General features: G+C 71.6%; 19 protein-coding genes. 7 read left to right on the forward strand and 12 right to left on the reverse strand.

What is annotated here, in order from left to right; translation table 11 throughout:
• Positions 1-48: 48 nt before the first annotated feature.
• Positions 49-1,743 carry a glycosyl hydrolase family 28-related protein gene (locus tag N8J89_RS40270; RefSeq protein WP_283662098.1) on the reverse strand — a complete coding sequence of 565 codons (1,695 nt, stop codon included), beginning with the start codon at positions 1,741-1,743 and terminating at the stop codon, positions 49-51.
• A 187-nt stretch (positions 1,744-1,930) separates the two neighbouring features.
• Between N8J89_RS40270 and N8J89_RS40275 the strand changes: the two genes are divergently transcribed.
• The 4 genes from N8J89_RS40275 (at position 1,931) to N8J89_RS40290 (ending at position 10,221) form a co-directional block, all read left to right on the forward strand.
• Positions 1,931-4,621 (forward strand): glycosyl hydrolase 2 galactose-binding domain-containing protein, encoded by a 2,691-nt coding sequence (locus N8J89_RS40275; RefSeq protein ID WP_283662099.1) that lies wholly within the window; start codon positions 1,931-1,933, stop codon positions 4,619-4,621.
• Between the two features lie 84 nt (positions 4,622-4,705).
• Positions 4,706-7,252, forward strand: a complete 2,547-nt coding sequence (locus N8J89_RS40280) for a glycoside hydrolase family 2 protein (protein WP_283662100.1) — start codon at positions 4,706-4,708, stop codon at positions 7,250-7,252.
• A gap of 48 nt (positions 7,253-7,300) precedes the next feature.
• A complete protein-coding gene (locus N8J89_RS40285; RefSeq protein ID WP_283662101.1) occupies positions 7,301-9,181 on the forward strand; it encodes a glycoside hydrolase family 15 protein in 1,881 nt (626 codons plus the stop codon).
• Entirely contained in the window at positions 9,178-10,221 is a 1,044-nt protein-coding gene (locus N8J89_RS40290; RefSeq protein WP_283662102.1) for a glucose 1-dehydrogenase, read from the forward strand. The genes N8J89_RS40285 and N8J89_RS40290 overlap by 4 nt, the downstream gene beginning before the upstream one ends.
• A gap of 3 nt (positions 10,222-10,224) precedes the next feature.
• On the opposite strand, the gene N8J89_RS40295 is transcribed toward N8J89_RS40290, so the two are convergent.
• The 4 genes from N8J89_RS40295 to N8J89_RS40310 form a co-directional block, all read right to left on the reverse strand.
• Positions 10,225-11,010: a hypothetical protein gene (locus N8J89_RS40295; protein ID WP_283662103.1), complete on the reverse strand. Its 786-nt coding sequence runs from the start codon at positions 11,008-11,010 to the stop codon at positions 10,225-10,227.
• A gap of 62 nt (positions 11,011-11,072) precedes the next feature.
• Positions 11,073-11,780, reverse strand: coding sequence for a S1 family peptidase (locus tag N8J89_RS40300; protein ID WP_283662104.1), 708 nt, complete (start codon positions 11,778-11,780; stop codon positions 11,073-11,075).
• A gap of 1 nt (position 11,781) precedes the next feature.
• The gene (locus N8J89_RS40305) at positions 11,782-12,465 is read right to left on the reverse strand and encodes a S1 family peptidase (protein WP_283662105.1); all 684 of its coding nucleotides are present in this window, start codon (positions 12,463-12,465) and stop codon (positions 11,782-11,784) included.
• 74 nt (positions 12,466-12,539) lie between these two features.
• Positions 12,540-15,197, reverse strand: coding sequence for a helix-turn-helix transcriptional regulator (locus tag N8J89_RS40310; protein ID WP_283662106.1), 2,658 nt, complete (start codon positions 15,195-15,197; stop codon positions 12,540-12,542).
• Between the two features lie 209 nt (positions 15,198-15,406).
• Between N8J89_RS40310 and N8J89_RS40315 the strand changes: the two genes are divergently transcribed.
• Complete coding sequence (locus N8J89_RS40315) at positions 15,407-16,282, forward strand: LysR family transcriptional regulator (protein ID WP_283662107.1); 876 nt, start codon at positions 15,407-15,409, stop codon at positions 16,280-16,282.
• On the opposite strand, the gene N8J89_RS40320 is transcribed toward N8J89_RS40315, so the two are convergent.
• The 7 genes from N8J89_RS40320 to N8J89_RS40350 all read right to left on the reverse strand — a co-directional run bounded on the left by N8J89_RS40320 (position 16,283) and on the right by N8J89_RS40350 (position 23,803).
• On the reverse strand, positions 16,283-17,065 hold the full coding sequence (locus N8J89_RS40320) for an ESX secretion-associated protein EspG (protein WP_283662108.1): 783 nt from the start codon (positions 17,063-17,065) through the stop codon (positions 16,283-16,285). It lies immediately after the preceding gene.
• The gene (locus N8J89_RS40325) at positions 17,062-18,513 is read right to left on the reverse strand and encodes a PPE domain-containing protein (RefSeq protein ID WP_283662109.1); all 1,452 of its coding nucleotides are present in this window, start codon (positions 18,511-18,513) and stop codon (positions 17,062-17,064) included. Before N8J89_RS40325 ends, N8J89_RS40320 begins: the two co-directional genes overlap by 4 nt.
• A gap of 12 nt (positions 18,514-18,525) precedes the next feature.
• Positions 18,526-19,092 carry a DUF3558 family protein gene (locus N8J89_RS40330; protein ID WP_283662110.1) on the reverse strand — a complete coding sequence of 189 codons (567 nt, stop codon included), beginning with the start codon at positions 19,090-19,092 and terminating at the stop codon, positions 18,526-18,528.
• A complete protein-coding gene (locus N8J89_RS40335) occupies positions 19,089-19,514 on the reverse strand; it encodes a hypothetical protein (RefSeq protein ID WP_283662111.1) in 426 nt (141 codons plus the stop codon). Before N8J89_RS40335 ends, N8J89_RS40330 begins: the two co-directional genes overlap by 4 nt.
• Before the next feature lie 92 nt (positions 19,515-19,606).
• On the reverse strand, positions 19,607-21,724 hold the full coding sequence (locus N8J89_RS40340) for a putative bifunctional diguanylate cyclase/phosphodiesterase (RefSeq protein ID WP_283662112.1): 2,118 nt from the start codon (positions 21,722-21,724) through the stop codon (positions 19,607-19,609).
• A gap of 459 nt (positions 21,725-22,183) precedes the next feature.
• Positions 22,184-22,993, reverse strand: a complete 810-nt coding sequence (locus N8J89_RS40345) for an SAM-dependent methyltransferase (RefSeq protein WP_252483797.1) — start codon at positions 22,991-22,993, stop codon at positions 22,184-22,186.
• A gap of 3 nt (positions 22,994-22,996) precedes the next feature.
• The gene (locus N8J89_RS40350; RefSeq protein WP_283662113.1) at positions 22,997-23,803 is read right to left on the reverse strand and encodes an SAM-dependent methyltransferase; all 807 of its coding nucleotides are present in this window, start codon (positions 23,801-23,803) and stop codon (positions 22,997-22,999) included.
• A gap of 79 nt (positions 23,804-23,882) precedes the next feature.
• Here N8J89_RS40350 and N8J89_RS40355 point away from each other — a divergent pair, with 79 nt between their 5' ends.
• Positions 23,883-24,758, forward strand: coding sequence for a pentapeptide repeat-containing protein (locus tag N8J89_RS40355; protein ID WP_349497431.1), 876 nt, complete (start codon positions 23,883-23,885; stop codon positions 24,756-24,758).
• Positions 24,759-24,836: 78 nt separating this feature from the next.
• Positions 24,837-25,031, forward strand: a complete 195-nt coding sequence (locus tag N8J89_RS40360) for a hypothetical protein (RefSeq protein WP_283662114.1) — start codon at positions 24,837-24,839, stop codon at positions 25,029-25,031.
• Positions 25,032-25,077: the final 46 nt, after the last annotated feature.

The raw sequence follows: 25,077 nt of genomic DNA on the forward strand, positions 1-25,077 counted from the left end.
CGTGCTGGCTGTGGGCAGGCTGTGAGAAACCTGTCGAAAGCCAATCGGTCAGCGGGCTCGCCATTTCCGCAGCTCACGCTGGGCGCGGTGCAGGTTCGGCGGGTTCACCGCGGGGTTTCCGTAGGACTCGATCCGGGAGTTGAGCGGGCCGGTGAAGTCCGGTTTGTCGATCTGGCCGAACTCGGTGACCTCGGAGATGCCGACCGTGGCGCTGTAGGGGGCCACGTGGTCGATCTTCACGCAGCCCGCCCTGCCGTTGGTGACCGTGACGTTCCAGTGGGTGAACCGGGCCCCGTACAACGGGCCGGCGTTGGCGCTGCCGCCGTGGTTGCCGTCGTTGAACACGCTGACCTCGGTGCGCACGTTGGCGAAGGGCAGGCCGCGGTGGGTGTCGAAGGTGCCCGCCTCCATCACGCCCTTGGACCAGACGTTGCCGCAGGACAGGCCCTCGACGTTGATGCCGTGGTGGCCGGAGCCAGGGGTGGGCGGCTCGGTGAACTTGCCGATGCGGAAGTTCTCCACCAGGTTGTCGTGTGCCTGTTCCCGGCAGGCGTAGGAGTGGTGCTGGCCCCGCCCGGCCACGCTGGTCCTGGACAGGGTGACGCCCTTGGTCGCGACCAGCAGGAAGCCGTTGTCGCTGTCCACCACGGTCACGTCGTCGGCCCAGCAGTCCCAGGCACACTGGAAGGCCAGGCCGTTGTAGCCCTTGTCCAGCAGGTGCTTGGGCCGGACCGTCTTGACCATGCGGATGGTCAGGCCCTCCACGCCCGCGCCGGTGATCGGCGGGGCGAAGGTGGTCAGCCGGGGCTTCCAGGCCAGCCGGGCGTCCACCGGCAGCGGCTGTTCCAGGGTGACCTGGTTGCCGCGCACCCTGGTGATCCGCACCGGCCACTGGAACGGGCGGTAGGAGAGCAGCTTGTCCTTGTTCGACCACACGTACTCGGCGGTGCCCGGTCCGTCGCCGCACATGTGCCGGAGCAGCCCGTACCCGGCGTCGTCGTCAATCTGCACCAGCACCCGCTGGCCGGCGTGCAGGGCCTTGCCGTCGGCCACGGTGAGGGTGAACCCGCCGCGGGCCGCGGGTGCGGTGACCGTGGTCAGGGTGCGGATGCCCTCGCCCTCGTTGCCCAGCCAGCCTTCCAGCGGCCACTTCTTGGCCTTGATCGCCTCGATCAGCGGGCGGTGCCGGTCCCGGTGGCTGACCCAGACCAGGCCGCCTGCCCAGCTCCAGGCCGAGTTCTCGCTGCCGTAGCGGCTGCGGTTGATGCCGACGACCTCCTCCAGCGACCGGGTGGCGTACAGCGTGGTCCGCCCGCTGCCCTCGCCGCGCAGCACCACGTTGTCGTAGCCGAGCTGGATGATGTGGTCGATCCGGTAGGTGCCCGCGGGCAGCAGCACCGCGCCGCCGCCCCGCCTGCCCACGTCCACGATGGCCGCGTTGATCGCGGCGCTGGCGTCGGCCGAGCCGTCCCGCACCGCGCCGTAGCGCAGCACGTTGGCCCGCACCGGCACGTTCGGCCACCGCTCACCGGTGCGGTACCCGGCGAAGGAGACGTCCGGGACCTGCGGGTGGTTGTGCGGGTTGCGGACGTACTCCTGCCACAGCGCGGCCCTCGGCGCCCTTCCCCCGCCGGTCTCCGCTACGACCTCGGTCGCGGCCTGCGCCGAACCCGCCCCGCTGGTCAGGGCGCAGGCCGCGGCCGCGGCTCCACCGGCGAGGAACGTTCTGCGTTCGATCGTCATCGATCGTCTCCATCTCCCAAACGCGGGCGGCGGTTTGGTTGACGCGCGCAGCTTTACCCGCCGGAGGGCGGGTCGGCAAGTGCGGATTTTCGTTCGTAAGGACCCTTGCCAATGCGGGCGGTGACCAGCGAGAGTTGCCCAGGAAAGCCCCATCCAGCCGCCGCCATGTGGTTGCCGGGAGCGCCCAATGACCAGACGTCGTCCCGCGTGGCTGGCGGCAGCCGTCAGCCTCGCCCTCGTCCTGCCCGCCCTACCAGGCCTCGCCGCACCGGAAGCGGCCGCCGGAGGGGCCTACCAGCTCGGCGCCACCCCCTCGGCCCCGAGCCGCGCCGCGCCGACCACCACCATCCCGGACTGGCGGTTGCAGTCCTCGGCGGTGGCCACCGGCAGCGGCGCGGCCATCTCCGCGCCCGGCTTCAACGACAGCTCCTGGTACGCGGTGCCCAAGCGGTCCACCGTGCTGGCCGGTCTGATCGCCAACAACAAGTACGGCGACGTCAACTACGGCAACAACCTGCAGAAGGCCAACCGCAACGACTTCCTGGTGCCCTGGTGGTACCGGCGCGCGTTCACCGCGGACCCGGCCCCTGGCACGCACACCTTCCTCAAGCTCAACGGCGGGGTGATCTCCCGCGGCGAGGTCTGGCTCAACGGCACCAAGATCGCGGGCACGGACACCGTGGTCGGCGCCTACCCGACGTATGAGTTCGACGTGACCTCGTTGCTCCGCAAGGGTGACAACGCGCTGGCCATCCGCGCGAGCGCGGCGGACCAGGACCGCGACCTGATCATCCACTTCATCGACTGGGCGCAGCTGCCGCCCGACCGCAACCAGGGCATCTTCCGCGATGTCCAGCTCACCGCCAACGGCGCGGTCTCCCTGCGCGACCTGCGGGTGGACACCGACCTGCCGCTGCCCAGCCTCAACCACGCCGACGTCACGGTGAAGGTCAACGCGCGCAACAACACCGGCGCGCCGGTGACCACCGAGATCAGCGGCACCGCGGGCGGCGTGGGCTTCCGGCAGAGCGTCACGCTGGCCGCCAAGGAGACCAAGACGGTCAGCTTCACCCCCGGCAACACCGTGGGCCTGCGCTTGCTGAACCCGCGGGTGTGGTGGCCGTTCCAGATGGGCGGCCAGCCGATGTACGACGCGGCGCTGTCCGCATCGGTGAACGGCGCGGTGGCCGACACCGCGAAGACCAGCTTCGGCGTGCGCGAGGTCAGCTCCCGGCTGAACAAGGGCGGCCGCGAGTTCTCCGTCAACGGCAAGCCGTTCCTGGTCCGCGGCGGCGGCTGGGCCTCGGACCTGTTCCTGCGCACCGACTTGAAGTACCTGCAGGACCAGGTGAACCTGGTGCGCAGCATGGGCATGAACACCATCCGGCTGGAGGGCAAGCCGGAGAACGACGAGTTCTACGACATGGCCGACCGGGCCGGGATCATGCTGATCACCGGCTGGGAGTGCTGCTCCAAGTGGGAGAAGTACAGCTCCTTCACCGCCGAGGACAACCGGGTCGCGGGCGAGTCGGCCGAGGACGAGGCCAAGCGGATCCGCAACCACCCCAGCCTGCTCGCGTTCATGATCGGCAGTGACGCGGCCCCCGGCGCGGGGCTGGAGAAGATCTACCTGGACGCGCTGAACCGGGCCGAGTGGAAGCTGCCGGTGATCTCCTCGGCCAAGGCGATCAGCTCGCCGCAATTGGGCAGCCCCGGCATGAAGATGGACGGTCCGTACTGGTGGGAGCCGCCGAACTACTGGTACAATGAGCAGCTCGGCGGGGCTTACGGCTTCGCCTCCGAGATCGGGCCCGGCCCGACCATCCCGGAGATGGACGAGCTGAAGAAGTTCCTGCCGCAGGGCGACATCAACAAGCTCACCGACTACAACGCGACCCAGTACCACCTGTCGCGGTCGGACACCTTCAACAAGCTCACCTTCTGGGGCACCGCGCTGGACAACCGCTACGGCAAACCGGCGAATGCGGCGGACGTGGTGAAGAAGGCCCAGCTGGCCAACTACGAGACCAACCGCGCCCAGTTCGAGGCGTTCGGGCGCGACTGGTCGGATGCGAACAAACCGGCCACCGGCGTCATCTACTGGATGCTGAACAACGCCTGGCCGACCATGTACTGGCACCTCTACGACTACTACCTGGCCACCGCGGGCTCCTACTTCGGCGCCAAGACCGGGCTGCGGCCGCTGCACGTGCAGTACTCCTACGACGACAAGTCCCTCGCGGTGGTCAACACCGGCCTCAACGACGTGCCGGGGCTGTCGGTGCAGGTGACCGTGTTCAACCTGGACGGCACGGTCAAGGCGGAGGAGACCCGGCCGGTCACGGCCAAGGGCAACGCCTCGGTGCGCGCGGGCAACCTGCCGCAGCCGAGCGGGTTGTCCAGCACCTACTTCACCCGGCTGCTGCTCAAGGACGGCAGCGGCAAGGTGCTGGACCGCAACGTGTACTGGCTGTCCACCAAGGCCGACGGGCTGAACTACGGCGCCTCCACCTGGTACCACACGCCGCAGTCCAGCTACGCCGACCTCAAGGGCCTGAACAACCTGGCCGCGGCGAACGTGAAGTCCACCGCGAAGTCCACTGTGGACGGTGAGAACACGAAGACCACGGTCACGCTCACCAACAACTCCACCGGCAAGCAGGTCGGGTTCTTCCTGCGCGCGAACATCCGCAAGGGCGCGGGCGGGCCCGAGGTGCTGCCGACCGACTGGAGCGACAACTACGTCACGCTCTGGCCCGGCGAGACGCTGACCCTCACCGCGACGTACCGCACCGCCGACCTCGGCGGGGCGACCCCGAGCGTGGAGATCAACGGGCACAACGTGGCCAAGCAGGTGCTGTCCGCGCCGATCCGCTAGCGGACACCCGAACCCCGGGCAGTCAGGAATTTACTTCGGAAGGAGCCTTGTCGAAAAGGGGCAACCAACGGCAGAGTGCCGGACATGCGCCTGCCGCCACTGGTCCTCGGGATCGCCCTCGCCCTGTGCGCCTCGCTGACCCCGGCCGTGGCCGACCCGCTGCCCGATCCGGGGCTGGCCGTGGCCGGACCAGGCACGACCACGGTGCCGGACTGGCGGATGCAGACCTCGGCCAAGGCCGGGCTGGACGGGTCGGTGATCTCCAGCCCCCGGCACGGCGACCGCGGCTGGCTGACCGTGCCCGCGCGCTCCACCGTGATGGCCGGGCTGATCGCGAACCGGCGCTACCCGGACCTGAACTACTCGACGAACCTGCGGGACGCGGTCAACCCGGCCGACTTCACGGTGCCCTGGTGGTACCGGCGGGAGTTCCTGGCCTTCCCGCAGCCGGGCAGGCACACCGTGCTGCGGCTCAACGGCGGGGTGATCTCGCGCGGGGAGCTGTGGCTCAACGGGGTGCGGCTGGGCGAGACCGCGGGCGCGTACCCGCGCGGCGAGTTCGACCTGACCCCGCTGCTGCGGCCGGGCCGCAACGCGCTGGCGGTCAAGGCCATGCCCGCGGACCCGTTCCGCGACTTCACGGTGAGCTTCCTGGACTGGAGCCCGCCGGCGCCGGACCACAACATGGGTATCTGGCGGGACATCAGTCTGGTGACCTCGGGCGCGGTGTCGGTGGCTGATCCGCGGGTGGTCCCCGCGCTGGAACCGGATCTGAGCTCGGCCCGGCTGACCGTGAAGACCGCTGTGCGCAACCACTCCGGCCAGCCACAACGCACCACGGTGACCGCGTCAGTGGGCACCGAGCGGCTGCGGCAGCAGGTCGAGCTGGCCCCGGGCGAGACCAGGACGGTGGCCTTCCCGGAGCTGCGGATCGACCGGCCACGGCTCTGGTGGCCCGCGCAGTTCGGCGAGCAGCCGCTGTACCGGCTGACCGTCTCCGCTGAGGACTCCACCGCGAGCAGCGAGTTCGGCATCCGGGACGTGCGTTCCGAGCTGACCCCGCAGGGGCACCGCAAGTTCTTCGTCAACTTCAAGCCGTTCCTGGTGCGCGGCGGCGGCTGGTCCTCGGACCTGTTCCTGCGCCCGCAGCCGGGGCGGCTGGCCGAGGAGCTGCGGCACGTGCGCGACCTCGGGGTGAACACGCTGCGGCTGGAGGGCAAGCAGGAGGACCACGAGCTGCTCGCGCTGGCCGACCGGCTGGGCATCATGCTGCTGCCGGGCTGGGAGTGCTGCACCAAGTGGGAGAAGTACTCGACCTGGACCGAGGAGGACTACCGGATCGCGGGCGCCTCCACCGCGGCCGAGGCGGCCCGGCTGGTCAACCACCCCAGCGTGCTGGGCTTCTTCATCGGCAGTGACAACGCGGCCACCGCCAGGGTCGAGCAGACCTACCTGGACGCGCTGCGGGCCGCCGACTTCACCGCGCCGATCCTGCCCTCGGCCGCGGCCAAGAGCACGCCCCAGCTGGGCAGGTCGGGGATGAAGATGGACGGGCCGTACTGGTGGGTCCCGCCGAACTACTGGTACCAGGACAAGCTCGGCGGCGCGGCCGGGTTCGCCTCCGAGGTGGGGTCGGGGCCGATGATCCCGGAGCTGGCCAGCCTGCGGAAGTTCCTCACCGAGCAGGAGATCGAGGACCTCTGGCGCGCGCCGACCAAGCCGCACTACCACCTGGCCAAGAAGGAAGTGTTCGCCACGCTCAGCCTGTTCGCGGACGCGCTGGCCAAGCGGTACGGCCAGCCGAAGGACCTGGCCGACTTCCTGCGCAAGGCCCAGCTGGCCAACTACGAGGGCAACCGGGCCCAGTTCGAGGCCTACGGCCGGGACTTCGCCGATCCGGCCAACCCGGCCACCGGCGTCATCTACTGGATGATCAACAACGCCTGGCCCACGCTGTACTGGCACCTGTGGGACCACAACCTGGACGCCGCCGGGTCCTACTTCGGCGCGAAGAAGGCGCTGCGGCCGCTGCACGCGCAGTACTCCTACGACGACCGCTCGGTGGTGCTGGCCAACACCGGCCTCGCCGACGCCCCCGGCCTGACGGTGCGGGCCACCGCGTTCAGCCTGGACGGCCGGGTGCTGACCGACCACTCGGTGGCCGCGACCGCGGCGGCCAACACCTCGGCCAGGGTGCTCACCCTGCCGGAGGTCGGCGTCCAGGGCACCTACCTGGTGCGACTGCTGGTGGAACGCGAGGGCGCGGAGCTCGACCGCAACGTCTACTGGCTCTCCGGCACGGCGGACGTGTTGGACTTCACCAAGTCCACCTGGTGGCACACCCCGGTCACCGGCTCGGCCGACCTGACCGGCCTCCAGGACCTGCCGGAGAGCCGGGTCAGCCACACCGCGCGCCGGGTGCCCGGCGGGGTGGAGGTGCGGCTGCGCAACGACTCCGGCACCGTCGCGCTGGCGGTGAAAGCCCAGCTGGACGGGGTGCGCACGCCGGTCCGGTGGTCGGACAACCACGTGACGCTGTGGCCGGGTGAGTCGATGACGCTGCGCGCGGAGTACGACGGGGCCGCCGGTCTGCCGGGCGTTCGGTTGGCTGGGTTCAATCTGGGCCGCTGAACGTGTCCGAGCGGGCAATCGCGCGGATGGACGCCTAACCTCGGTTGAGTGGCCGATCACGAGCTAGCCGTCACCGGTGGACCCGGTCCGATCGAGGACTACGCCCTGCTGTCCGATCTGCGCACCGCGGCGCTGGTGAGCAAGACCGGGTCGGTGGACTGGTTGTGCCTGCCCCGGTTCGACTCACCGTCCTGTTTCGCCAGGTTGCTCGGCGACGAGCAGTCCGGGCACTGGCAGATCTCGCCGACCGGGCCGGTGGAACACGTGCACCGGCAGTACCGGGACACCTCGCTGGTGCTGGAGACCGAGTTCCACACCGCCGACGGCGTGGTGCGGCTGGTCGACTCGATGCCGCCGCACGAGAAGAACATGGAGGACGAGCCCGCGCTGGTCCGGGTGCTGGAGGGGGTCTCCGGCGAGGTGGAGGTCCGGCTGCGCTGGGTGATCCGGTTCGCCTACGGGGACTCGGTGCCCTGGGTGCGCCGGACCGAGGCGCACGGCGCGGAGTGCATCATCGCGGTGGCCGGGCCGCACACCGTGGTGCTGCGCGGCGACCGGCTGCCCTACCGGGTGGCCGGCGAGCGCGCGCACGAGGCGGTGTTCACCATCGCCGCCGGGCAGCGGCTGGCCTGGATCATGCAGTGGTCCGCCTCCTACGAGGCCGTGGCCGAACCGCTGGACCCGGTGCAGGAGACCCAGGACAGCGAGGACTTCTGGCGGGACTGGGCGGCCAACATCCGCTACGACGGCCCGCACGCCGAGGCGGTGCGCCGCTCGCTGGCCACGCTGAAGGCGCTGACCTTCGCGCCCACCGGCGGCATGGTGGCCGCGCCGACCACCTCGCTGCCGGAGACCCTGGGCGGGGAGCGGAACTGGGACTACCGCTACTGCTGGCTGCGCGACGCCACCTTCACCCTGTTGGCGCTGGACAACTTCGGCTGCTCCGGCGAGGCGGTGGCCTGGCGGAACTGGCTGCTGCGCGCGGTGGCGGGCGACCCGGCGGACGTGCAGATCATGTACGGCATCGACGGCGAGCGGCACCTCATCGAGTGGGAGGCCGACTGGCTGCCCGGCTACCAGGGCGCGAAGCCGGTGCGCATCGGCAACGCCGCGTTCCGGCAGCTCCAGCTGGACGTCTACGGCGAGGTCATGGACGCGCTGCACCTCTCCCGCGAGCGCGGGCTGGGTGAGAGCGCGGAGTCCTGGGCCTTGCAGCGCGGCATGATGCGGCACCTGGAAACCCTGTGGCAGCAACCGGATTCCGGGCTGTGGGAGGTGCGCGGGCCGGACCGGCACTTCACCCATTCCCGGGTGATGGTGTGGGTGGCCTTCGACCGGGCGGTGCGCGCGGTCGAGCAGCACGACCTGCCGGGGCCGGTGGCCCGCTGGCGGGAGCTGCGCGACCAGGTGCACGCCGAGGTGCTGGACAAGGGCTGGAACGCCGAGCTGAACTCCTTCACCCAGTTCTACGGCGGCACCGAGCTGGACGCGGCCACCCTGCTGATCCCCGCGGTGGGCTTCCTGCCCGGCGACGACGAGCGGGTGCGCGGCACGGTGCGCGCGATCGAGCGGGAGCTGAAGAACGGCGACCTGGTCGACCGGTACAGCACCGACGCCGGAAAGTCCGATGTGGACGGTCTGCACGGGCGCGAGGGCTCGTTCCTGGCCTGCTCGTTCTGGTTGGTGGACGCGCTGGCGCTGTCCGGGCGGCGCAACGAGGCGGCCTCCATGTTCGACCGGCTGGTCGCGCTGACCAACGACGTCGGCCTGCTGGCCGAGGAGTACGACGCCGCGCACGGCCGGTTCACCGGCAACTTCCCGCAGGCGTTCAGCCACCTCGCGCTGGTCAACAGTGCCGCGGTGCTCTACGGCGGCCGGACCCGCGAGGCCCGCGACCGCACCGACGGCTGCGAAGGGGGGCGCGGATGAAGGCCGCGGTCGGCGTGCCGGGCAAGCCCGAGCTCATCGCCCTGCGCGAACTGCCCGATCCCGTTGCGGGACCGGGAGAACTGCTGGTCGCCGGGCTGGCCGTGGGGGTCTGCGGCACCGACCGGGAGGTGGTCAACCAGGGCTACGGCGCGCTGCCGCCGGACCGCGCGGAGATGGTGCTCTTCCACGAGTCGCTGGGCCGGGTGCTGACCGCGCCGGCCGGAAGTGGCTTCACCGCGGGGGATCTGGTGGTCGGCATCGTCCGGCGGCCGGACCCGGAGCCGTGCGGGGCCTGCGCGGACGGGCAGTGGGACTTCTGCCGCAACGGCAAGTACACCGAGCGCGGCATCCAGGCCCTGGACGGCTACGGCGCGCAGCTGTGGACGGTGGAGACCGGGTTCGCGGTCCGGCTGGACCCGGCGCTGGGCGAGCTGGGCGTGCTCACCGAGCCGACCTCGGTGGTGGCCAAGGTGTGGGACCAGATCGAGCGGATCGGGCAGCGCGGCTACTTCCGGCCGCGCACCGTGCTGGTCACCGGGGCCGGGCCGATCGGGCTGCTGGCCGCGCTGCTCGGCGTGCAGCGCGGGCTGGACGTGCACGTGGTGGACCGGACCCGCACCGGACCCAAGCCGGAGCTGGTGTTCGGCCTGGGCGCCTGGTTCCACGGCGACCTGGCCGAGATCGGCTTCGAGCCGGACATCGTGATCGAGTGCACCGGCGCGCCCGAGGTGGTCTTCGAGGTGCTGCGCCGCACCTCGCGCAACTCCATCACCGTGCTCACCGGCCTCTCCGGCGAGCAGGGCGAGCTGCCGCTGCCCGGCGGTGAGATCAACAACGGCATGGTGCTGCGCAACGGGGTCGTGGTGGGCAGCGTGAACGGCAACCTGCGGCACTACCGGCGGGCCGCGGCCGCGCTGGCCGACACCGACCGGGCCTGGCTGCGCGGCCTGATCACCCGCCGGGTGCCGCTGGCGGACTGGACCGCCGCGCTGACCCCGGAGCAGGACGACGTGAAGGTCGTGGTCGACCTCCAGGACTGATCGCTACTGGAGGGACAGCCGCCTCGGCTCGCCGCAGTTCTCGGCCGTCACCCGGAGGCAGCCCTGCACCTCCACCGGCTCGCCCGGCCGCCACGGGGCACGCTGGACGAACCTGGTCACCCCGGCCGCGCAGCCTGCCTCCGGGGACTTCACCCGGCCCTGGGCGGCCGAGCCGAACTGGATCCACAGCTGGCCGGGAACCGTGCAGGCCAGCCCCCAGAACGAGCCGTGCGCGAACAGCTCCGGCGTCCCGGAGGCGTAGGAGATGGCCACGTTGACCCGGCCGTAGACCCTGGTCTTCGGCTGCTGCTTGGAGTCGGCGTGGTCCACGGTCACCGGGACCTGCTCGGTGAGCCAGAAGTGGTCCGCGATGAACACCTGGGTGGTGGCGCAGTGCTCGGTGCCGGCCGCCGCGTTGTCCTTGACGCAGAAGCTGACCCGCAGCGGCGCGTCCGCCACCCAGGTCACCGTCTCGTCGACCGGGCTCGCCGCACCGCAGGCCAGGTAGTCCGTGCTGGACCAGGTGTCCGCATCCGCCGAGGAGAAGCGGACCTTGGTGACCACCGGGTCGGCCGGATCGCAGTTGGCGTGCAGCTCGCCCTGCACGTGCGCCTTGCCGTTGCGCAGATCAGCCCTGGTCAGCCTGGCGGTGCCGCGGAAGACCGCGGTGGCGGTCTGGGTGGAGACGTCCGCGGTCAGCTCGGGCAGCGCGGGCCGCGCGTCGGCGGTTCCGGTCGAGGTGGTGAGCACCAGCAGGGCCAAGCCGACCGCAAGCCTTGACGCGCGCATATGTCCGATTTTACCGGATCCGGGTGACGCCGGGTGCCTGGTCCCGGCGCCACCCGGCTCCTTCAGCCTCCGGTCTGCTGGGCGATCCAGTCCCGATAGGCGGTCACCGCGGTGTACACCGAGGGCGCGGTGGCACAGGTGGTGCTCGTGCTGCCCGCCCGGCTCGCCGCGCCGACGAGCTGCCAGGCTCCGCCGATCGAGCGCAGTTGTGGGCCGCCGGAGTCGCCGTAGCAGGCGCCGGAGTTGCCGTTCGGGTTGCCAGTGCACAACTCCGAACCGTCGATGCCGAGACAGCGCCTTGCCTCGACCACGCTGGTGTCCAGCTGCTGCAACACCTTCGGCGTGCCACCGCAGCCGGGCCTGGCGCAGGTCTGGCCCCAGCCGAGCAGCCGGGTGGCGCTGCCCACCGGCGCCGCCGCGATGCCGATCGGCCGCTGGCTGACCGGCCGGTCGAGCTGCACCACCGCGATGTCGTAGTACGCGGTGGGGCCCCACCTCGGGTGCGCGACGATCTTGCGCACCCCGGTGAGGGTGCCGCCGCTGCCCGCGTCCCGGCTGCCGATCCGCACCTTGACCTGGCTGGGCTGCTCGTCCTTGACGCAGTGCGCCGCGGTGACCAGCCAGTCCGGTTCGACCAGCGAGGCGCCGCAGAAGTGCGCGCCGTAGCTGGTCTGCAGCGAGGCCATGAACGGGTAGTCCTGGTCCGCCGGGACGCCACCGACCAGCAGCGGGGTCAGCAGGGCGGCGCTGAGCAGCTGGGTCAGCACCACCTCACACCCCGGAGACCTGGCGGATCCAGTCCCGGACCGCGGGCACGCTGCTGTACTGCTGGGTGCTGCGGCCGTCCGCGGTGGAGGCCACGCCGACCTGGAGGCCGTTGAACATCTGCGGGCCGCCGGAGTCGCCGGACCAGGCGTTGCCGGTGATCCTGGTGGTGCACAGGGCCTGGCCGCCGTAGTAGTCGCGGCAGACCGAGGTCTGGCGGACGTCGGCGACCTTGAGCTGGGTGGCCGGCGGCGCGCTCTGGCTGGTCATGCCCCAGCCGTAGATCTGGTTGGTGCTGCCGGTGGCCGGGTTGGCGTCGGCCAGCTTGCTGTACTCACTGGTCTGCACCGGACTGGCCAGCCGCAGCAGGGACTGGTCGGCGCGGGTGTGCGAGGTGTAGCTGGCCACCGTGGCCAGCGTGCCCTGGGCGCGGTGCACGTTGCCGACGCGGACGGTGAGGCCGCTGCCCACGCAGTGCTTCGCGGTGAGCACCCAGGTCGGCGCGATGATGGTGCCGGAGCAGGTGAAGGAGCCGTTGCGGTACACCGCGGCCGCCCACGGCGCCGAGGTGACGAACTTCCCGCCGATGATGAACGGGTCCACGCCGGCCGGGGCGGCGGCGGCCGTCGGGGCGGTGACCACGGCGGCGGCCAGGGCGAGGGTGATCGGGAGCAGGCGGAGCAGGCGCATGGGCACTCCTTGGCGTTGCAGGGAACCCTGACGCTAGGAAGGTGTTGCCCAGGCACGAAACGGGGAAATCCCGGTCACCGCCCCCGCTCGGCTGCGGGGTCCGGAAGGCGGAGCGCCAACTCGGTCCGGGAGCGGACGTCCAGCTTGCGGTAGATCCTGGTCAGCGCGCCCTCCACGGTCTTGCCGCTGACGTTGAGCCGGGCCGCGACCTCCCGGTTGGTGGCGCCACCGGCGACCAGGCGGGCGATCCGGTGCTCCAGTCCGGTCAGCGCGCCGCAGGCATCCTGCTCGCTGTCCTCGCCCAGCACCGCCACCGCCCTGGCCGCCCACGGGTGCGCGGCCGCGGCCAGGAAGGTGCGGTGCGCCAGCCGCAGCGTCTCCCGCGCGGCCGCCCGGCGACGGCGGCGGCGGGCCGCGATGCCCAGCCACAGCAGGCTGCGGCCCTGCTGCACCGGCTGGCCCAGCTCGGCCTGTTCCGCACACGCCGACTCCAGCGCGCGCACCGCCTGCTCGGTCTGCTGGGCCAGCAGCAGCCGGATGCCGTCGGCCCGCGCCAGCGTGGCCAGCACCCCCCGGCGGCCCAGCCGCTGCGCCGCCTCGGCCGCGGCCGCGAGCACCTCGGTGGCCTCGGCCTGCGCGCCGGTCACCGCCAGCGCCTCGGCCAGGTCCGCGCGCAGCCCGAACACCGCGGGGTCGGCCACCGCCATCTCGGTTTCCAGCAAAGCCGCCCGCCGCAACGGGTCCAGCGCCGCGGCCGGGTCACCGGCGGCCAGCAGGGCCAGCCCGTGCGCGTGCAGGTTGCGCAGCGCGAACGCCTTGTCCCCGTCGGCTTCCGCGGTGCCCAGCCCGGCCACGGCCAGCTCCACCGCCCGCGCCGGATCGCCACCGACCGCCTCGGCCAGCGCGGCGGCGTAACGGGCCGGGCCGAGGTCGGTGCCGGTGATCTCGGCCTGGCGCAGGGCTTCCGCGGCCCGCTGCCGGGCCGGCGCGCAGTGCCCGGCGGCCAGCAGCACCTCGGTGGCGCTCCAGGTCATCGCGACCAGCTCGCCGTGCTCGCCGCGTTCCTCGGCCTGCTCGAACAGGTGCCGCAGCTCGGCCTCGGCCTCGGTGAGCCGGTCGGCGAAGAGCAGCAGCCGGGCCGCGGTCCAGCCCACCCCGCCGTGCAGCGCGACCGGTTCGGCCACCGGACCCGCCGCCGCGGCGAGGGTGTCCTCAGCGGCCGGATCACCAAGCGCCACCTGGCAGAGCGCCAGCGAGCAGCGCGCGTAGACCTCGGTGTGCGCGTCCCCGGCCGCGATGGCCAGGCGCACCGCCCGGTCCAGTCCGGCGACGGCCGCGGTGAAGTCACCGCCGATGGCCGCGTGCACCGCGTGCCGCAGCCGCACCGGGGCCTCCAGCGCGGGCTCGCCCCTGGACTCGGCCAGCGCGCGGCGGAAGATCCGCTCGGTGACCGGGCGGGTGTGCCTGGCCGCGTCCACCAGCGCCAGGCAGGCGGTGACCCGCTGTTTCCGGCTGCTGTGCGGGCAGGTCAGCACCGCGGTGGCCAGCGCGCGGGCCAGTTCGTGCGCACCCGCGGTCACCGCGTCGGTGGCCGCGGTCAGCCTGCGGGCCACCGCGGCCTTCGGGTGCTTGACCGGGGTGCGGTCCGCGGCCAGCGCGCCCAGCTCGGCCGCGGCCGTGGGCAGTCCGCGCTGCCGGGCCGAGTTGGCGGCCGCGGCCAGCGTGCGGGCCAGGTCCTCATCCGGCGCGGGCCGGGCGGCCGCGAGGTGCCTGGCCTGCTCGACCGGGTCGGCGCTGACCGCGGCGAGCTGCTCGTGCGCCTGCCGCCGCAGCGCCGGATCCGCTTCCGCCACAACGAGATCGGCCAGCAGCGGCAGCCGGAAGGCGAGCACCCCGTCCTCGCCCTCGGCCAGCACCCCGGCGCGCAGCGCGCGGTCCACTGTCGACTCCGGCTCGGGTGGCCCGCAGGCGTGCAGCAGGCTCGTGGTGGCCCGCCCGGCCAGCGCGATGCGCACCAGCACCGTCCGGTCCAGACGCTCGATCCGTTGGCGCAGCAGGGTTTTCGCCACCTCGGTCGGCTCGCCGCCGGAGCGGTCCAACTCGGCCAGCAGCCGGGGGTGCCCACCGGTGACCCGGCACAGTTCGGCCGGATCTCCCCGTCCCCGCAACAGATCCGCGGTCTCCGCCTCGGTCAGCGGCGGCAGCGCCAGCACCTCGGCCGGGTTGAGCCAGGTGGCCGCCGGCGCCGCACCGGGCTCGACCAGCTCGGCCGCGGCGAAGCGGGCCGCCTGCCCGGCCCTGCGGGCGGCGAAGGCGAGCAGGTCGACGCTGTCCGGATCGACCCACTGCACGTCGTCGAACAGCAGCAGCACCGAGCCGTCCGCGGCCAGAACCCGCAGCAGGGCCAGGAATCCCAGCCGCAGCGCGAGCCGGTCCGGATGGCCGGGGTGGTCCCGGCGCACCGCCTGGCGCAGCGCGGCCCGCTGCGGTTCGGCCAGCAGCCGCCACGGCTGCGGCGGCAGCTCGTCGAGCAGGTCGGCCAGGGTGGTGAACGGCACCGCGGCGTCGGCCGGGCCGGGCGCGGCGCGCAGGATCCGGCCGGACTGGGCCATTCGGGTGGCCAGCTCGGCCAGCACGGTGGTCCGGCCAAAGCCCGAGGGGCCGTGCAACAGCACCGGCCCGGCGGCCAGCGCGGCCACCGCCCGGTGCAGGATCTCCGCTCTCCCCGGCACGACCAGCTCCTTCGGCACACATCGGTCCACAATGGACGGTCGCTGGCCGATCGAGCGATCGACCGGACGGGTTGTCCACGCAAGAATCGTTGCGTCCATTGGGTATTCGCGACTCCACCAAGTGAGGGAAGAACCTGGTAACGATCGCCGAACGGGCTAGTCACAACCGATCGAAGCCGCTCTAATGGCGCGGAGTTATGGACGTGCATATGCGGGACCTTCGATACTTCGTCGCGGTGGCCGAGGAACTGAGCTTCAGTGCCGCCGCCGAACGGCTGCACGTGTCCCAGCCCGCGCTGAGCAAGCAGATCCGGCTGCTGGAACGCAGTCTGCGGTCGGCCTTGCTGCGCAGGGACCGGCGGACCGTGGCGCTCACCGCGGCCGGGGCCGCCCTGCTGCCCAGGGCGCAGCGACTACTCACCGACTGGGGCGCCGCGCTCGGCGAGGTCGGCCGCGCCGCCGCGGGTGAGCGGATGGTGTTGCAGGTCGGCGTGCACAGCAACCTGGCGCCCGGCCTGTTCGAGCGGATCTCCGCGCGCTTCGCCGACCTGCTGCCCGGCTGGCGGATCGGCGTGCACCGCAGCGACTGGGACGACTCCTCGGCCGGACTGCGCGAGGGCCAGGTGGACCTGGCGCTGGTCTGGTTGCCCGTGGCCGACCAGGACCGCTACGCCTACCGGGTGCTGCTGGCCGAACCGCGCTGGGTGGCCCTGCCCGCCGACCACCCACTGGCCGCCGAGGCCGAGGTGGCCTTCACCGACCTGCTCACCGAACCGTTCCTGGCCCTGCCCGAGTCGGCCGGACCGCAGCGGGACTTCTGGCTGGCCAGCGACGCCCGCCGGGACCGCCCGGCCGCGGTGGCCGGCGTGGCGAACAACCTGGAGGAGGTCTTCGCCGCAGTCGCCGCCGGGCACGGCGTGGCCCTGGTGGCCAGCAGCACCAGCGAGTCCAACACCAGGGCGGACGTGGTGTTCCGCCCGGTGCCCGGCATCCGGCCGGGCAGGCTGGCCGCGCTGTGGCGGCTGGGCGAGCAGCGCGGCGCGGTGAACGCCTTCGTCCGCGCCTGCCGCGAGGCCACTGAATAGTTACCCGGTGCGGACCGCCGAGATCAGCTCCTGCACCCGGTGCGCGATCCGCAGGTTGTCCGCCGCGCTGATGGACAGCCTGCCCCGCTCGCTGACCAGCAGGTACCGCCCGTCCTCGCTGTCGAACCAGGAGATCACCGAGGGGTCCCGCTCCATGTGCGTGGTGTAGCGCTCGGCCACGCTGACCGAGAACTGCCCGCCCTGGTGCCGGTGCCTGCTCAGGTAGTCCAGCGTGTAGGCCTCGTTGCGGTTCATGCCCGCGGCGACCAGCTGGTCCACGCTGTCCCCGAACGGGTCCAGCTTCTCCGGCCCGGTGGCCCGCTGCAACCCGGCCAGCGGCGCGGACACCGGAGCCTGCCGCCCGGCCTGCCCCGGCGGCAGCACGCTGACGATCGCCTCGGCCAGCCCGGTGTCCCGCACCTCCCGCAGGTGCAGGCACCCGTCCTCGGTCTGCGCGGCCAGCGCCGCGCTCTCCCCGCGCGCCACCGCCACCGCGTGCAGCGGCTCCTCGGTGTACTGGATCAGCTCCACCGCCACGGTGTGCCGCGCCAGCAGTCCGAGCTGGTCCTCCAGCAACGGATCCAGCTCCCAGCGCGGCCCGCGCTCCCTGGCCAGCCGCCGCTGCCGCAGCCCCTCCAGCACCTGGTGCCGGAGCATGCCGCGCTCCTCCATGGTCACGCCGTGGCTGCGCAGCCGGAGCGGGTAGGGCATCTTCTCCAGCCCCAGCTCCTGCCAGGCGAAGTCCAGCTCGACCGGGGTGAGCGTGGTGAGCACGCCGGTCATTCGCCGATCACCGGTGGCGCCACTCGCTCCCCGTCACCCCACACGTCCTCGGTCTCCTGCAGGTAGTCGGCCCGCTTGTGCTCCTTGTCCTCTTCCTTGCGCCCACCGGCCCCGGCCCCCATCGGCCCACCAGCAGCGCCAGCCGGCCCACCCCGACCACCAGCGGCCCCCGCGACGGCCGACCCGGCCCCCGCGGCCGCGGGTCCCTGCGCACCGGCCATGCCACCAGCGGCGACACTGCCCCGCCCAGCACCCGTCCCGGAACCAGGCGTGCCCCCGGAGCTCCCGGTCAGCGCACCAAGAATGCCCCCCGGCGCGATCCCACCCGGCGGCTTCCCACCGGTCGCGCCCCCGGTGGGCAGGTTCGGCGGCGGCGGCACCGGCGTCCGGCTCGCGATCTTGGTCGGATCCCCCGGCTTCGGCGGCTGCGGCGGCAACCGCTCCGGCAACTTCCGGGGCGGCAGCTTGTCCTTGTCCGGCGGCGGCACCGGCGGCGGCAGCGGAGGCAACGGCGGCTTGGGCGGCACCGGCGGCTTGGCCTTCGGCGGCGGCACCGGCGGCGGCAACGGCCGCACCGGCACCGGGATCGGCGTGACCACCGGCGGCTTCGGCGGCTGAACCGGCGGCGGCACCGGCGGCTGGATCACCCGAGGCGGATCCGGCGGGTAAGGCGGAGGATAGGGCGGCGGGTACGGCGGCGGCGTCGGCTTCGGCGGCCAGGGCTCCCCGGGCAGCCCACCGATCGGCGGCGGCGGCGAGAACACCGGCGTGGTCGCGTCCACGTGCCGGGCACTCGCCTCGTTGTTCTGCATCACCCGGATCGCGTTCTGATGCGCGTTGTCCGCTTCCTGACGCTTGGCCGGAATGTCCTGCACAGCGGATTTGACCAGCCCGACCAGCCCACCGGACTTGAACGCGTCCCGCATCATCTGGTTCTCGTCGAACTTCACCGGCTCCGGCATCCGGTTCTTGCTGTCCTCAGCGATCAACCCGAGATCGTTGGTCCGGTTCCCCATGTACTGGCTCGTCTGGGCCGCATCGCCACCCCACTTGGCCAGCTTGAGCGTGGCCTCCCGAGCGGCGTCCCCACCGAGCCCGCTCCACCCGTGCTGGGTCTCCTTGATCTTCCGGTCCATTTCCTCGGAAGACTTGGCCATCTCGTTGCCGAGCTCGGTCCACGCCAGGGCGACCTCGTAGACCTGACCAGGCTCGTTGTTGTTGGTGATCTGGTCGTAGAGCGCCTGGTGCTCAACCGCGGCCCAGTTGCCGCACTGAGTGAGTGCCCGGTCCTCACCCATCTTCAGGCCCTCGCGCAGTTGGCGCTCCTGCTCGGCGACAGCTTCCCGGTCGGCCTCCGTCCCGATGACCATCCGGCCGAGGGTGCCCTGCTCATCCGGGTTGGTCTGCGACCGGGTCTGGCGATAATCGCCGTTCGGCGGCTGGGTCATGGCGTCCCCCTGCTACTTCTTCGGCATTCTCGGCAGCACAAAACCGACCGCCTTCTCCGCGAGCGCGCACGGCGGCTGCTCCGTACCCGCGAAACGCAGGCTCACCTGCACGTACACCGTCTCGCGCTTGTTGACCTCGATGTTCACCGTGCAGAGCGTGCCGCTCTTCATCGGGTAGTAGTTGACTCGCCTGCCATCCACGACGACCTTGCGGATCCCAGCCTCGTCGGTGCCCGGCGGGGTCTTCAGCTGATCGATGCCGCTGATCGGGTCGATCGTGACCGCGCCACTCACCGGAGTCGGCGTGTCCTCCACGCTGTACTTGCATTCTCGCTGCTTGCCCAGACTGTCCGGCCGCCCGGCAGGCAGGCCGAGCGTGGCGGCCTCGGCGTTCGTCATCAAGGTGCAGGTGTCCACCTGTGCCAGGGAGGCGCCGGGGCCATCGCTGGCCGCAGTGCTCGAAGTGGCCGCAGCGCTGGTGGCCTGGGTTGGTGTGCCCGCCACCGAGCCGCCGGAACAGCCGCCGAGAACGAGGGCGGCCAGCACTGCGCCACCAACAGCAATCTTGCTCTGAGTCACTTCTGATTCCTGAGGTTGGAGGCACTGCCGGAGTCCGCGCCCTTGGTGGCCTTGATGGCCTCGTCGAGGACGACCTGCGCCTTCTGCAGCTCCTGGATGTACAGGCCGATCTGTTCGCCGAACGAGCCCGGGGCACCATTGGCCCGCTTGCTCATCTTCTCCGCCATCTGCTGCCCCACCCAGTGGTTTCCCAGCGGCAACGCCTGCTCGAGCCGAGCCGCCCGGACTTGCCAATCGATGGCCCGCGCCTCCTGCTCGGTGAGCACCTTCTTGAGTTGCTCGCCTGCTGCCGGGTCCAGTTTCACCTTGCCCGCGCGGACGTCCTCGCGGAGCTGGTTCATGCCCTCGACTGACTTGTTCAGGCTGGTCAGGGCGGACATCGCCATTGCGGGCCCTGGGGCGGCGCTCTTCGGGTCGGTCACTGTGTTCCCCCTCCGTCACGCAGTGCGCGTCCACGGTCACCGTACCAACGACGCACGGCACGCACGGGTGGTTCCGCGCGGGCGGGGAGTGTCTAGAGCAGGCCGTCGATGCTGGCCGGTGGGCCGGGCTTGGCGAAGAGCCAGCCCTGGCCGGAGTCGCAGCCGATGGCGCGCAGGCGTTCGGCCTGGGTGGTGGTTTCGACGCCTTCGGCGGTGACGGTGAGGCCGAGGGCGTGGGCCAGGGAGACCAGGGTGGCCACGATCTGCTGGTCGACTTCGTCGCCCGCGGCGGCGGCGCGCAGGCCCTCGACGAAGGAGCCCGCGATCTTGAGCTCGTGCACGGGCAGGTGGCGGAGGTAGGCCAGGTTGGAGTAGCCGGTGCCGAAGTCGTCGATGGCGATGCGGACGCCCATGTCGGACAGGGCGCACAGGGCGTCCAGCGGTTCGGCCGCGTTGCCCATGATCGCGCTTTCGGTGAGCTCCAGCTGGAGCTTTCCGGCCGGCAGGCCGGTCTCGGCCAGGATGCGGGCCACGTCGCCGACCAGGCCGGCGTCGCGGAGCTGGCGGACGGCCAGGTTCACGCTGACGAACGGGGCGGCCGCGCCGAACTCGTCGATCCAGCTGCGGGCCTGGCGGCAGGCCTGTTCCAGCACCCAGCGGCCCAGCGAGACGATCAGGCCGGTCTCCTCGGCCAGCTCGATGAACCGGTCGGGGCCGAGCCTGCCGAACTCCGGGTGCTGCCAGCGGACCAGCGCCTCCACCCCGACCACGGCGGTGTCGGTGAGCCGGACCAGCGGCTGGTAGTCCACGTAGAACTCGCCGCGCTCCAGCGCCGCGGGCATGGTCGCGGACAGGGTGAAGCGGGCCACCTCGCGGGCGTTGCGCTCCTCGTCGAAGAGCGCCCAGCGGCTCTTGCCGTCGGCCTTGGCCCAGTACAGCGTGATGTCGGCGTCCCGCATCAGGTCGGCGGGGCAGGCGGTGCTGGTCGGGCGCTCCACGATGCCGATGCTGGCCGAGATGGACAGCTCGTGCCCGGCCACCTTGATCGGCTCGACCAGCGCGTCCAGCACCTGCTCGGCGACCGCGATGACCTCGTCGGTGCCCGCGGTGCCGTCCAGCAGGATGACGAACTCGTCCCCGCCCATCCGAGCCACCAGCCTGCCCGGCCCGGACACGCAGTCGTCCAGCCGCCTGGCCACCGCGACCAGCAGCTGGTCGCCGATGTCGTGGCCGAGGCTGTCGTTGATCACCTTGAACCCGTCCAGGTCCAGGTAGCACAGCCCGACCCTGGCCTGCGGCTCCTTGCGGGCGAAGGCGGTGGCCAGCTCGTCCAGGAACAGCGCGCGGTTGGACAGGCCGGTCAGCGGATCGTGCAGGGCCTGGTGGCGCAGGCGGGTCTGCAAGAGGTGGCGGTCGGTGACGTCCTCGATCATCGCCACCACGTACCTCGGCGCGCCCTGCTCGTCCCTGATCAGCGAGACGGTGATGTGCGTCCAGATCTCCTGGCCGTCCCTGCGGGTCAGCCGGGAGTCCAGCCGGACGTGGTCGCGAGCGCCGGAGGCCACCGAGGCGCACATCTCGCGCAGGTCCAGCCGGTCCTGCGGGTAGAGCACGTCGTGCCCCTTGCGCTGGCACAGCTCTTCCAGGCTGTAGTCGAGCATGTGCTGCAACGAGGCGTTGGCGTCCAGGATCCGGCCGTTGGTGTCCAGGATGCCGATGCCGATCGCGGCCTCGGTGAACACCGCGCGGAAGCGGGCCTCGCTGGCCCGGCGGGCGTGCTCGGCGGCGTCCCTGGCGTCCAGCACCGCCTGGCGGATCGCCTCCTGCTCGTCCAGGGTGCGTTCGCGCAGCGCCTGGGCGTACCCGGCGGCCAGCGCGCCCTGCAGCGCGGCGATCCTGGCCTGCAACCGCTCCTCCGGCTCCACCCGCAGCTCGGCGAGGAACTCATCACCCAGCAGGGCGACCGTGCGGCTCAGCGTCTCGATTCCGGTGAAATGCGCCTGGACCAGCTGGAAACCGATCTCCCTCGCCGGGGTGGCCCGGAACGGGTCCGCGAACAGCGCCTTGACCAGGCGCTCGGTGTGCGCGAGCAGCAACTGTTCGGTCTCGGCGAGACCGAGAGAGACATAGCTGGTCCCGGCGATGGCTCGGACCCAGCTGCGGGCGAATCGCGCGCAGGCCTGGTGGGTTCGGTCGGCGCCGTCGGTCACCAGCAGCCTTCCAGGGCGGAAAGAATCGCTGTTCGTCGCACTCATACCCATCGCCCGACCGCGGCACACAAACCAGACCGTCCGGGTCGCCCGCTGTCCTCCTGGGCCCAGTTTGCCGTGGTCAACGCCGCGGAGACGAGCCCTGCATCAACAATCCCGAAGCTGGGCGGCAATTCCATGACGTGGCGCACACTGGCGAAGATCAGCGAAGTGGGAGCGGGTCGGCACATCGTCCTGATCCTCTCACTCGTCACCTGCGGGATCTTCGCTGATGGGGTGATAACTCTACGATAACGCGACTGGTGGCGACTCTCCGCCATCGCCGCCGGAAAAAACGGGTCAAGTTCCCCTGACATGTATCAGTTCGCCGCCCCGAAGGGTAGCGGTGTCCGAGGGCGGCAGAAAGACCGAAAAACCGGGAATGGTTGCCATCTGAGTCGTTTGCGCTGGCCACATGGTCTAGACCTTCTGGCCGACCGCGGCGAACCCGGCGAAAACTGCCGGGTCCCCCGCCGGCAGCGCGGCAGGCTCCGGCCGCCACAGTGGCAGCCGCACCAGGCCCGGCTCCACCAGCGCGCAGTCCCCGAACAGGCCCGCGACCTGCTCAACCGTGCGCATGGTCAGCGCGCTGCCCGCCCGCCGGTAGAGCTTCTGGTGGAACTCGGCCTGCTCGCCCGCGCCCTCGAGGCAGGCGTGCGAGAGGACCAGGAAGCTGCCCGGCGCGACCGCGTCCAGGTAGCGGCGGACCAGCCCGGCCGGGTCCGCCTCGTCCGGCACGAAGTGCAGCACCGCGACCATCAGCACCGCCACCGGCTGGGACAAATCCAGCAGTCCGCGAACCTCGGTGGCGTCCAGCACCCGTTCGGGTTGCCGCAAGTCGGCCTGCACGATCTCGGAGAAATCGTTACCCGCGAGCATGATTCGGCTGTGCGCTACGGCAACCGGGTCAATATCGACATAGACCACCCGGCACTCGGGCTCCAGTTCCTGGGCCACCTCGTGCACATTGCCGACCGTCGGTATTCCGGAGCCGATGTCCAGGAACTGGCGTATCCCGGCTTGTACGCAGAACTTCACCGCGCGGCGCAGGAACGCCCGGTTCGCCTGCATGATCATCGGTAGCTCCGGCCAGTCCTCGATGGCCACCCTGGCCAGCTCCCGGTCCACCGCGAAGTTGTGCGAGCCGCCCAGGTAGTAGTCGTAGACCCGGGCCGCACTCGGTTTGCTGAGGTCGATCTCCGGCGGCACCCAGCCGTGCTCCTGGCGCACGGCTCAGGCCTTGTAGCCGACGCCGGTGAAGCCGCTGAGCTGCTCGGGCGGGCCGAAGAACTCGTCCTCCGGCTCGGGCCGCCACTGGGTCATCTGCACCAAGCCCGGCGGCAGCAGCTCGCAGTCGCCGAAGTAGGTGAGCACCCGCTCGTGCGAGCGCATCCAGATCTGGGTGCCGGTGCGCTGGTAGAGGTCCTCGTGCTCGGCGGCCTGCCGCGGCGCGCCCTCGCTGCTGCCGTGCGAGAGCACCAGGTAGCTGCCCGGGGGCACCGCGTCCAGGTAACGGCGGACCAGCCCGGCCGGGTCGTCGGCGTCGGGCACGAAGTGCAGCACCGCGACGAAGAGCACCGCGGTCGGCTGGCTCAGGTCGAGCAGGCCGGTCAGCTCGGGACTCTCCAGCACGTCCCCGGGTTTGCGCAGGTCGGCCTGGATCACCGCGGTGCGCTCGTTGCCGGCCAGCATGGCCCTGCTGTGCGCCACCGCGATCGGGTCCACGTCCACGTAGACGATCCGGCACTCCGGGTCCGCGGCCTGGGCGATCTCGTGCACGTTGCCCACGGTGGGGATGCCGGAGCCGATGTCCAGGAACTGGCGGATGCCTTGGTCGACGCAGAATCGGACGGCGCGGCGCAGGAAGGCCCGGTTCGCGCGCAGTGCGGCCGGCAGCAGTGGCCACTGCTCGATCGCCTGCCGCGCCTGGGCCCGGTCCACCGCGAAGTTGTGTGAGCCGCCGAGGTAGAAGTCGTAGACCCGGGCCGTGCTCGGCACGGTCAGGTCCAGCTCGCCCGGCGCCCAGTTCGGGCGTTCCACAGCCCGCGAGCATACGACCAGACGAAACGGACAGCGGTTCACCGTTGAACGACCACTCGAATGGCGGCACGATCTTGGCGTGGACAACGGATGGTGGCTGCTGGGACCGGGGATCGGCGGGGTCGTGGTGGCCGCGGGGGTGCTCGGCCTCGGCATGGTCCGGCGCAGGCAGGGCATGGTGCTCACCGGCACGGTGCTGCTCGCGATCGGCACGTTGCTGCTGGTCGGCGGCGGTCTGCTGCTGGCTGATCCGAAGGCGGGGCTGACCGAGGCGATCAAGACCGGCGGGCTGGGCGCGGGCTCGGTGGTGGCGCTGTACGCGCTCTGGCTCAACGACCGGCGGCGCCAGGTGGAGGAGAAGCGGCAGCGGCTGGACACCGAGCGGGCCGAGCACGACCGGGAGCGGGTCAGCGACGAACGCTTCGCCAAGGCGGTGGAGCTGCTCGGGCACGAGGCGGACCAGGTGCGGGTGGGCGCGCTGCACGCGCTGGCCGGTATCGCCAGGAGCCGTCCCGAGTACACCCAGACCGTGCTGGACGTGCTGTGCGCCTACCTGCGCCGCCCGTTCGACATCGACACCAACGACCGGTACACCACCGAGGGCGAGGTGCGGCGCAGCGCCCAGCAGCTGATCAGGGACCTGCTGCCCAAGCCGGGCACGGACGCGCCGCACTACAACCTGGACCTGATGGGCGCCACCCTGAGCCGCCTCGACCTCAGCCGCCGGATGGTCGGCGGCCTGCGGATCCAGGACGCCACCCTGCACCGGGTCACCCACCTGGACGGGGCCGAGTTCCACGGCAACGTCTACTTCACCAGGGCCAGGTTCCGGGGACCGCTGAACTGGACCGGCGCCACCTTCCACCGCCGCTGCGGCCTCGGCAGCGTGGCCTGGGACGTGCGCCCGGACCCGGCCCGCGCGACTTTCCACAGCCCGGAGCAGCCTTGTTCGTAGCCAGGGTGCGTTTTCACTACAGTCGGGTCACAACAGTGCGTGTCGGGTGGACCACATAGGGAAAGAAGGAACGCGGCCATGCTCGAAGTGTTCGGGATCGTAGCCATGATCCAGGGCTTCGGCGGGCTCATCGCCAGGCAGGTCGGTGGCGAGGGCTGGCTGTTGATGCACATGGTCCCCGAGCACCTGCAACTGCTCACCGGCCTCACCCTCGGCCTGATCGGCCTGGTCCTGCTGCTCACCGCGACCAGCCGCAGGCGGGCCACCGGCTGACACGCCTCGGGGGCGGCGCCCGTCGGACACCGCCCCCGTGCACAGC

Origin of the sequence: Crossiella sp. CA-258035, from assembly GCF_030064675.1 — a bacterium.
Taxonomy (GTDB): domain Bacteria; phylum Actinomycetota; class Actinomycetes; order Mycobacteriales; family Pseudonocardiaceae; genus Crossiella.

Bases quoted from the DNA above. Each gene is read 5' to 3' on its own strand.
- N8J89_RS40270 (WP_283662098.1), bottom strand. From the start codon at position 1,743: ATGACGATCGAACGCAGAACGTTCCTCGCCGGTGGAGCCGCGGCCGCG.
- N8J89_RS40275 (WP_283662099.1), top strand. From the start codon at position 1,931: ATGACCAGACGTCGTCCCGCGTGGCTGGCGGCAGCCGTCAGCCTCGCC.
- N8J89_RS40280 (WP_283662100.1), top strand. From the start codon at position 4,706: ATGCGCCTGCCGCCACTGGTCCTCGGGATCGCCCTCGCCCTGTGCGCC.
- N8J89_RS40290 (WP_283662102.1), top strand. From the start codon at position 9,178: ATGAAGGCCGCGGTCGGCGTGCCGGGCAAGCCCGAGCTCATCGCCCTG.
- N8J89_RS40295 (WP_283662103.1), bottom strand. From the start codon at position 11,010: ATGCGCGCGTCAAGGCTTGCGGTCGGCTTGGCCCTGCTGGTGCTCACC.
- N8J89_RS40305 (WP_283662105.1), bottom strand. From the start codon at position 12,465: ATGCGCCTGCTCCGCCTGCTCCCGATCACCCTCGCCCTGGCCGCCGCC.
- N8J89_RS40315 (WP_283662107.1), top strand. From the start codon at position 15,407: ATGCGGGACCTTCGATACTTCGTCGCGGTGGCCGAGGAACTGAGCTTC.
- N8J89_RS40320 (WP_283662108.1), bottom strand. From the start codon at position 17,065: ATGACCGGCGTGCTCACCACGCTCACCCCGGTCGAGCTGGACTTCGCC.
- N8J89_RS40325 (WP_283662109.1), bottom strand. From the start codon at position 18,513: ATGACCCAGCCGCCGAACGGCGATTATCGCCAGACCCGGTCGCAGACC.
- N8J89_RS40360 (WP_283662114.1), top strand. From the start codon at position 24,837: ATGCTCGAAGTGTTCGGGATCGTAGCCATGATCCAGGGCTTCGGCGGG.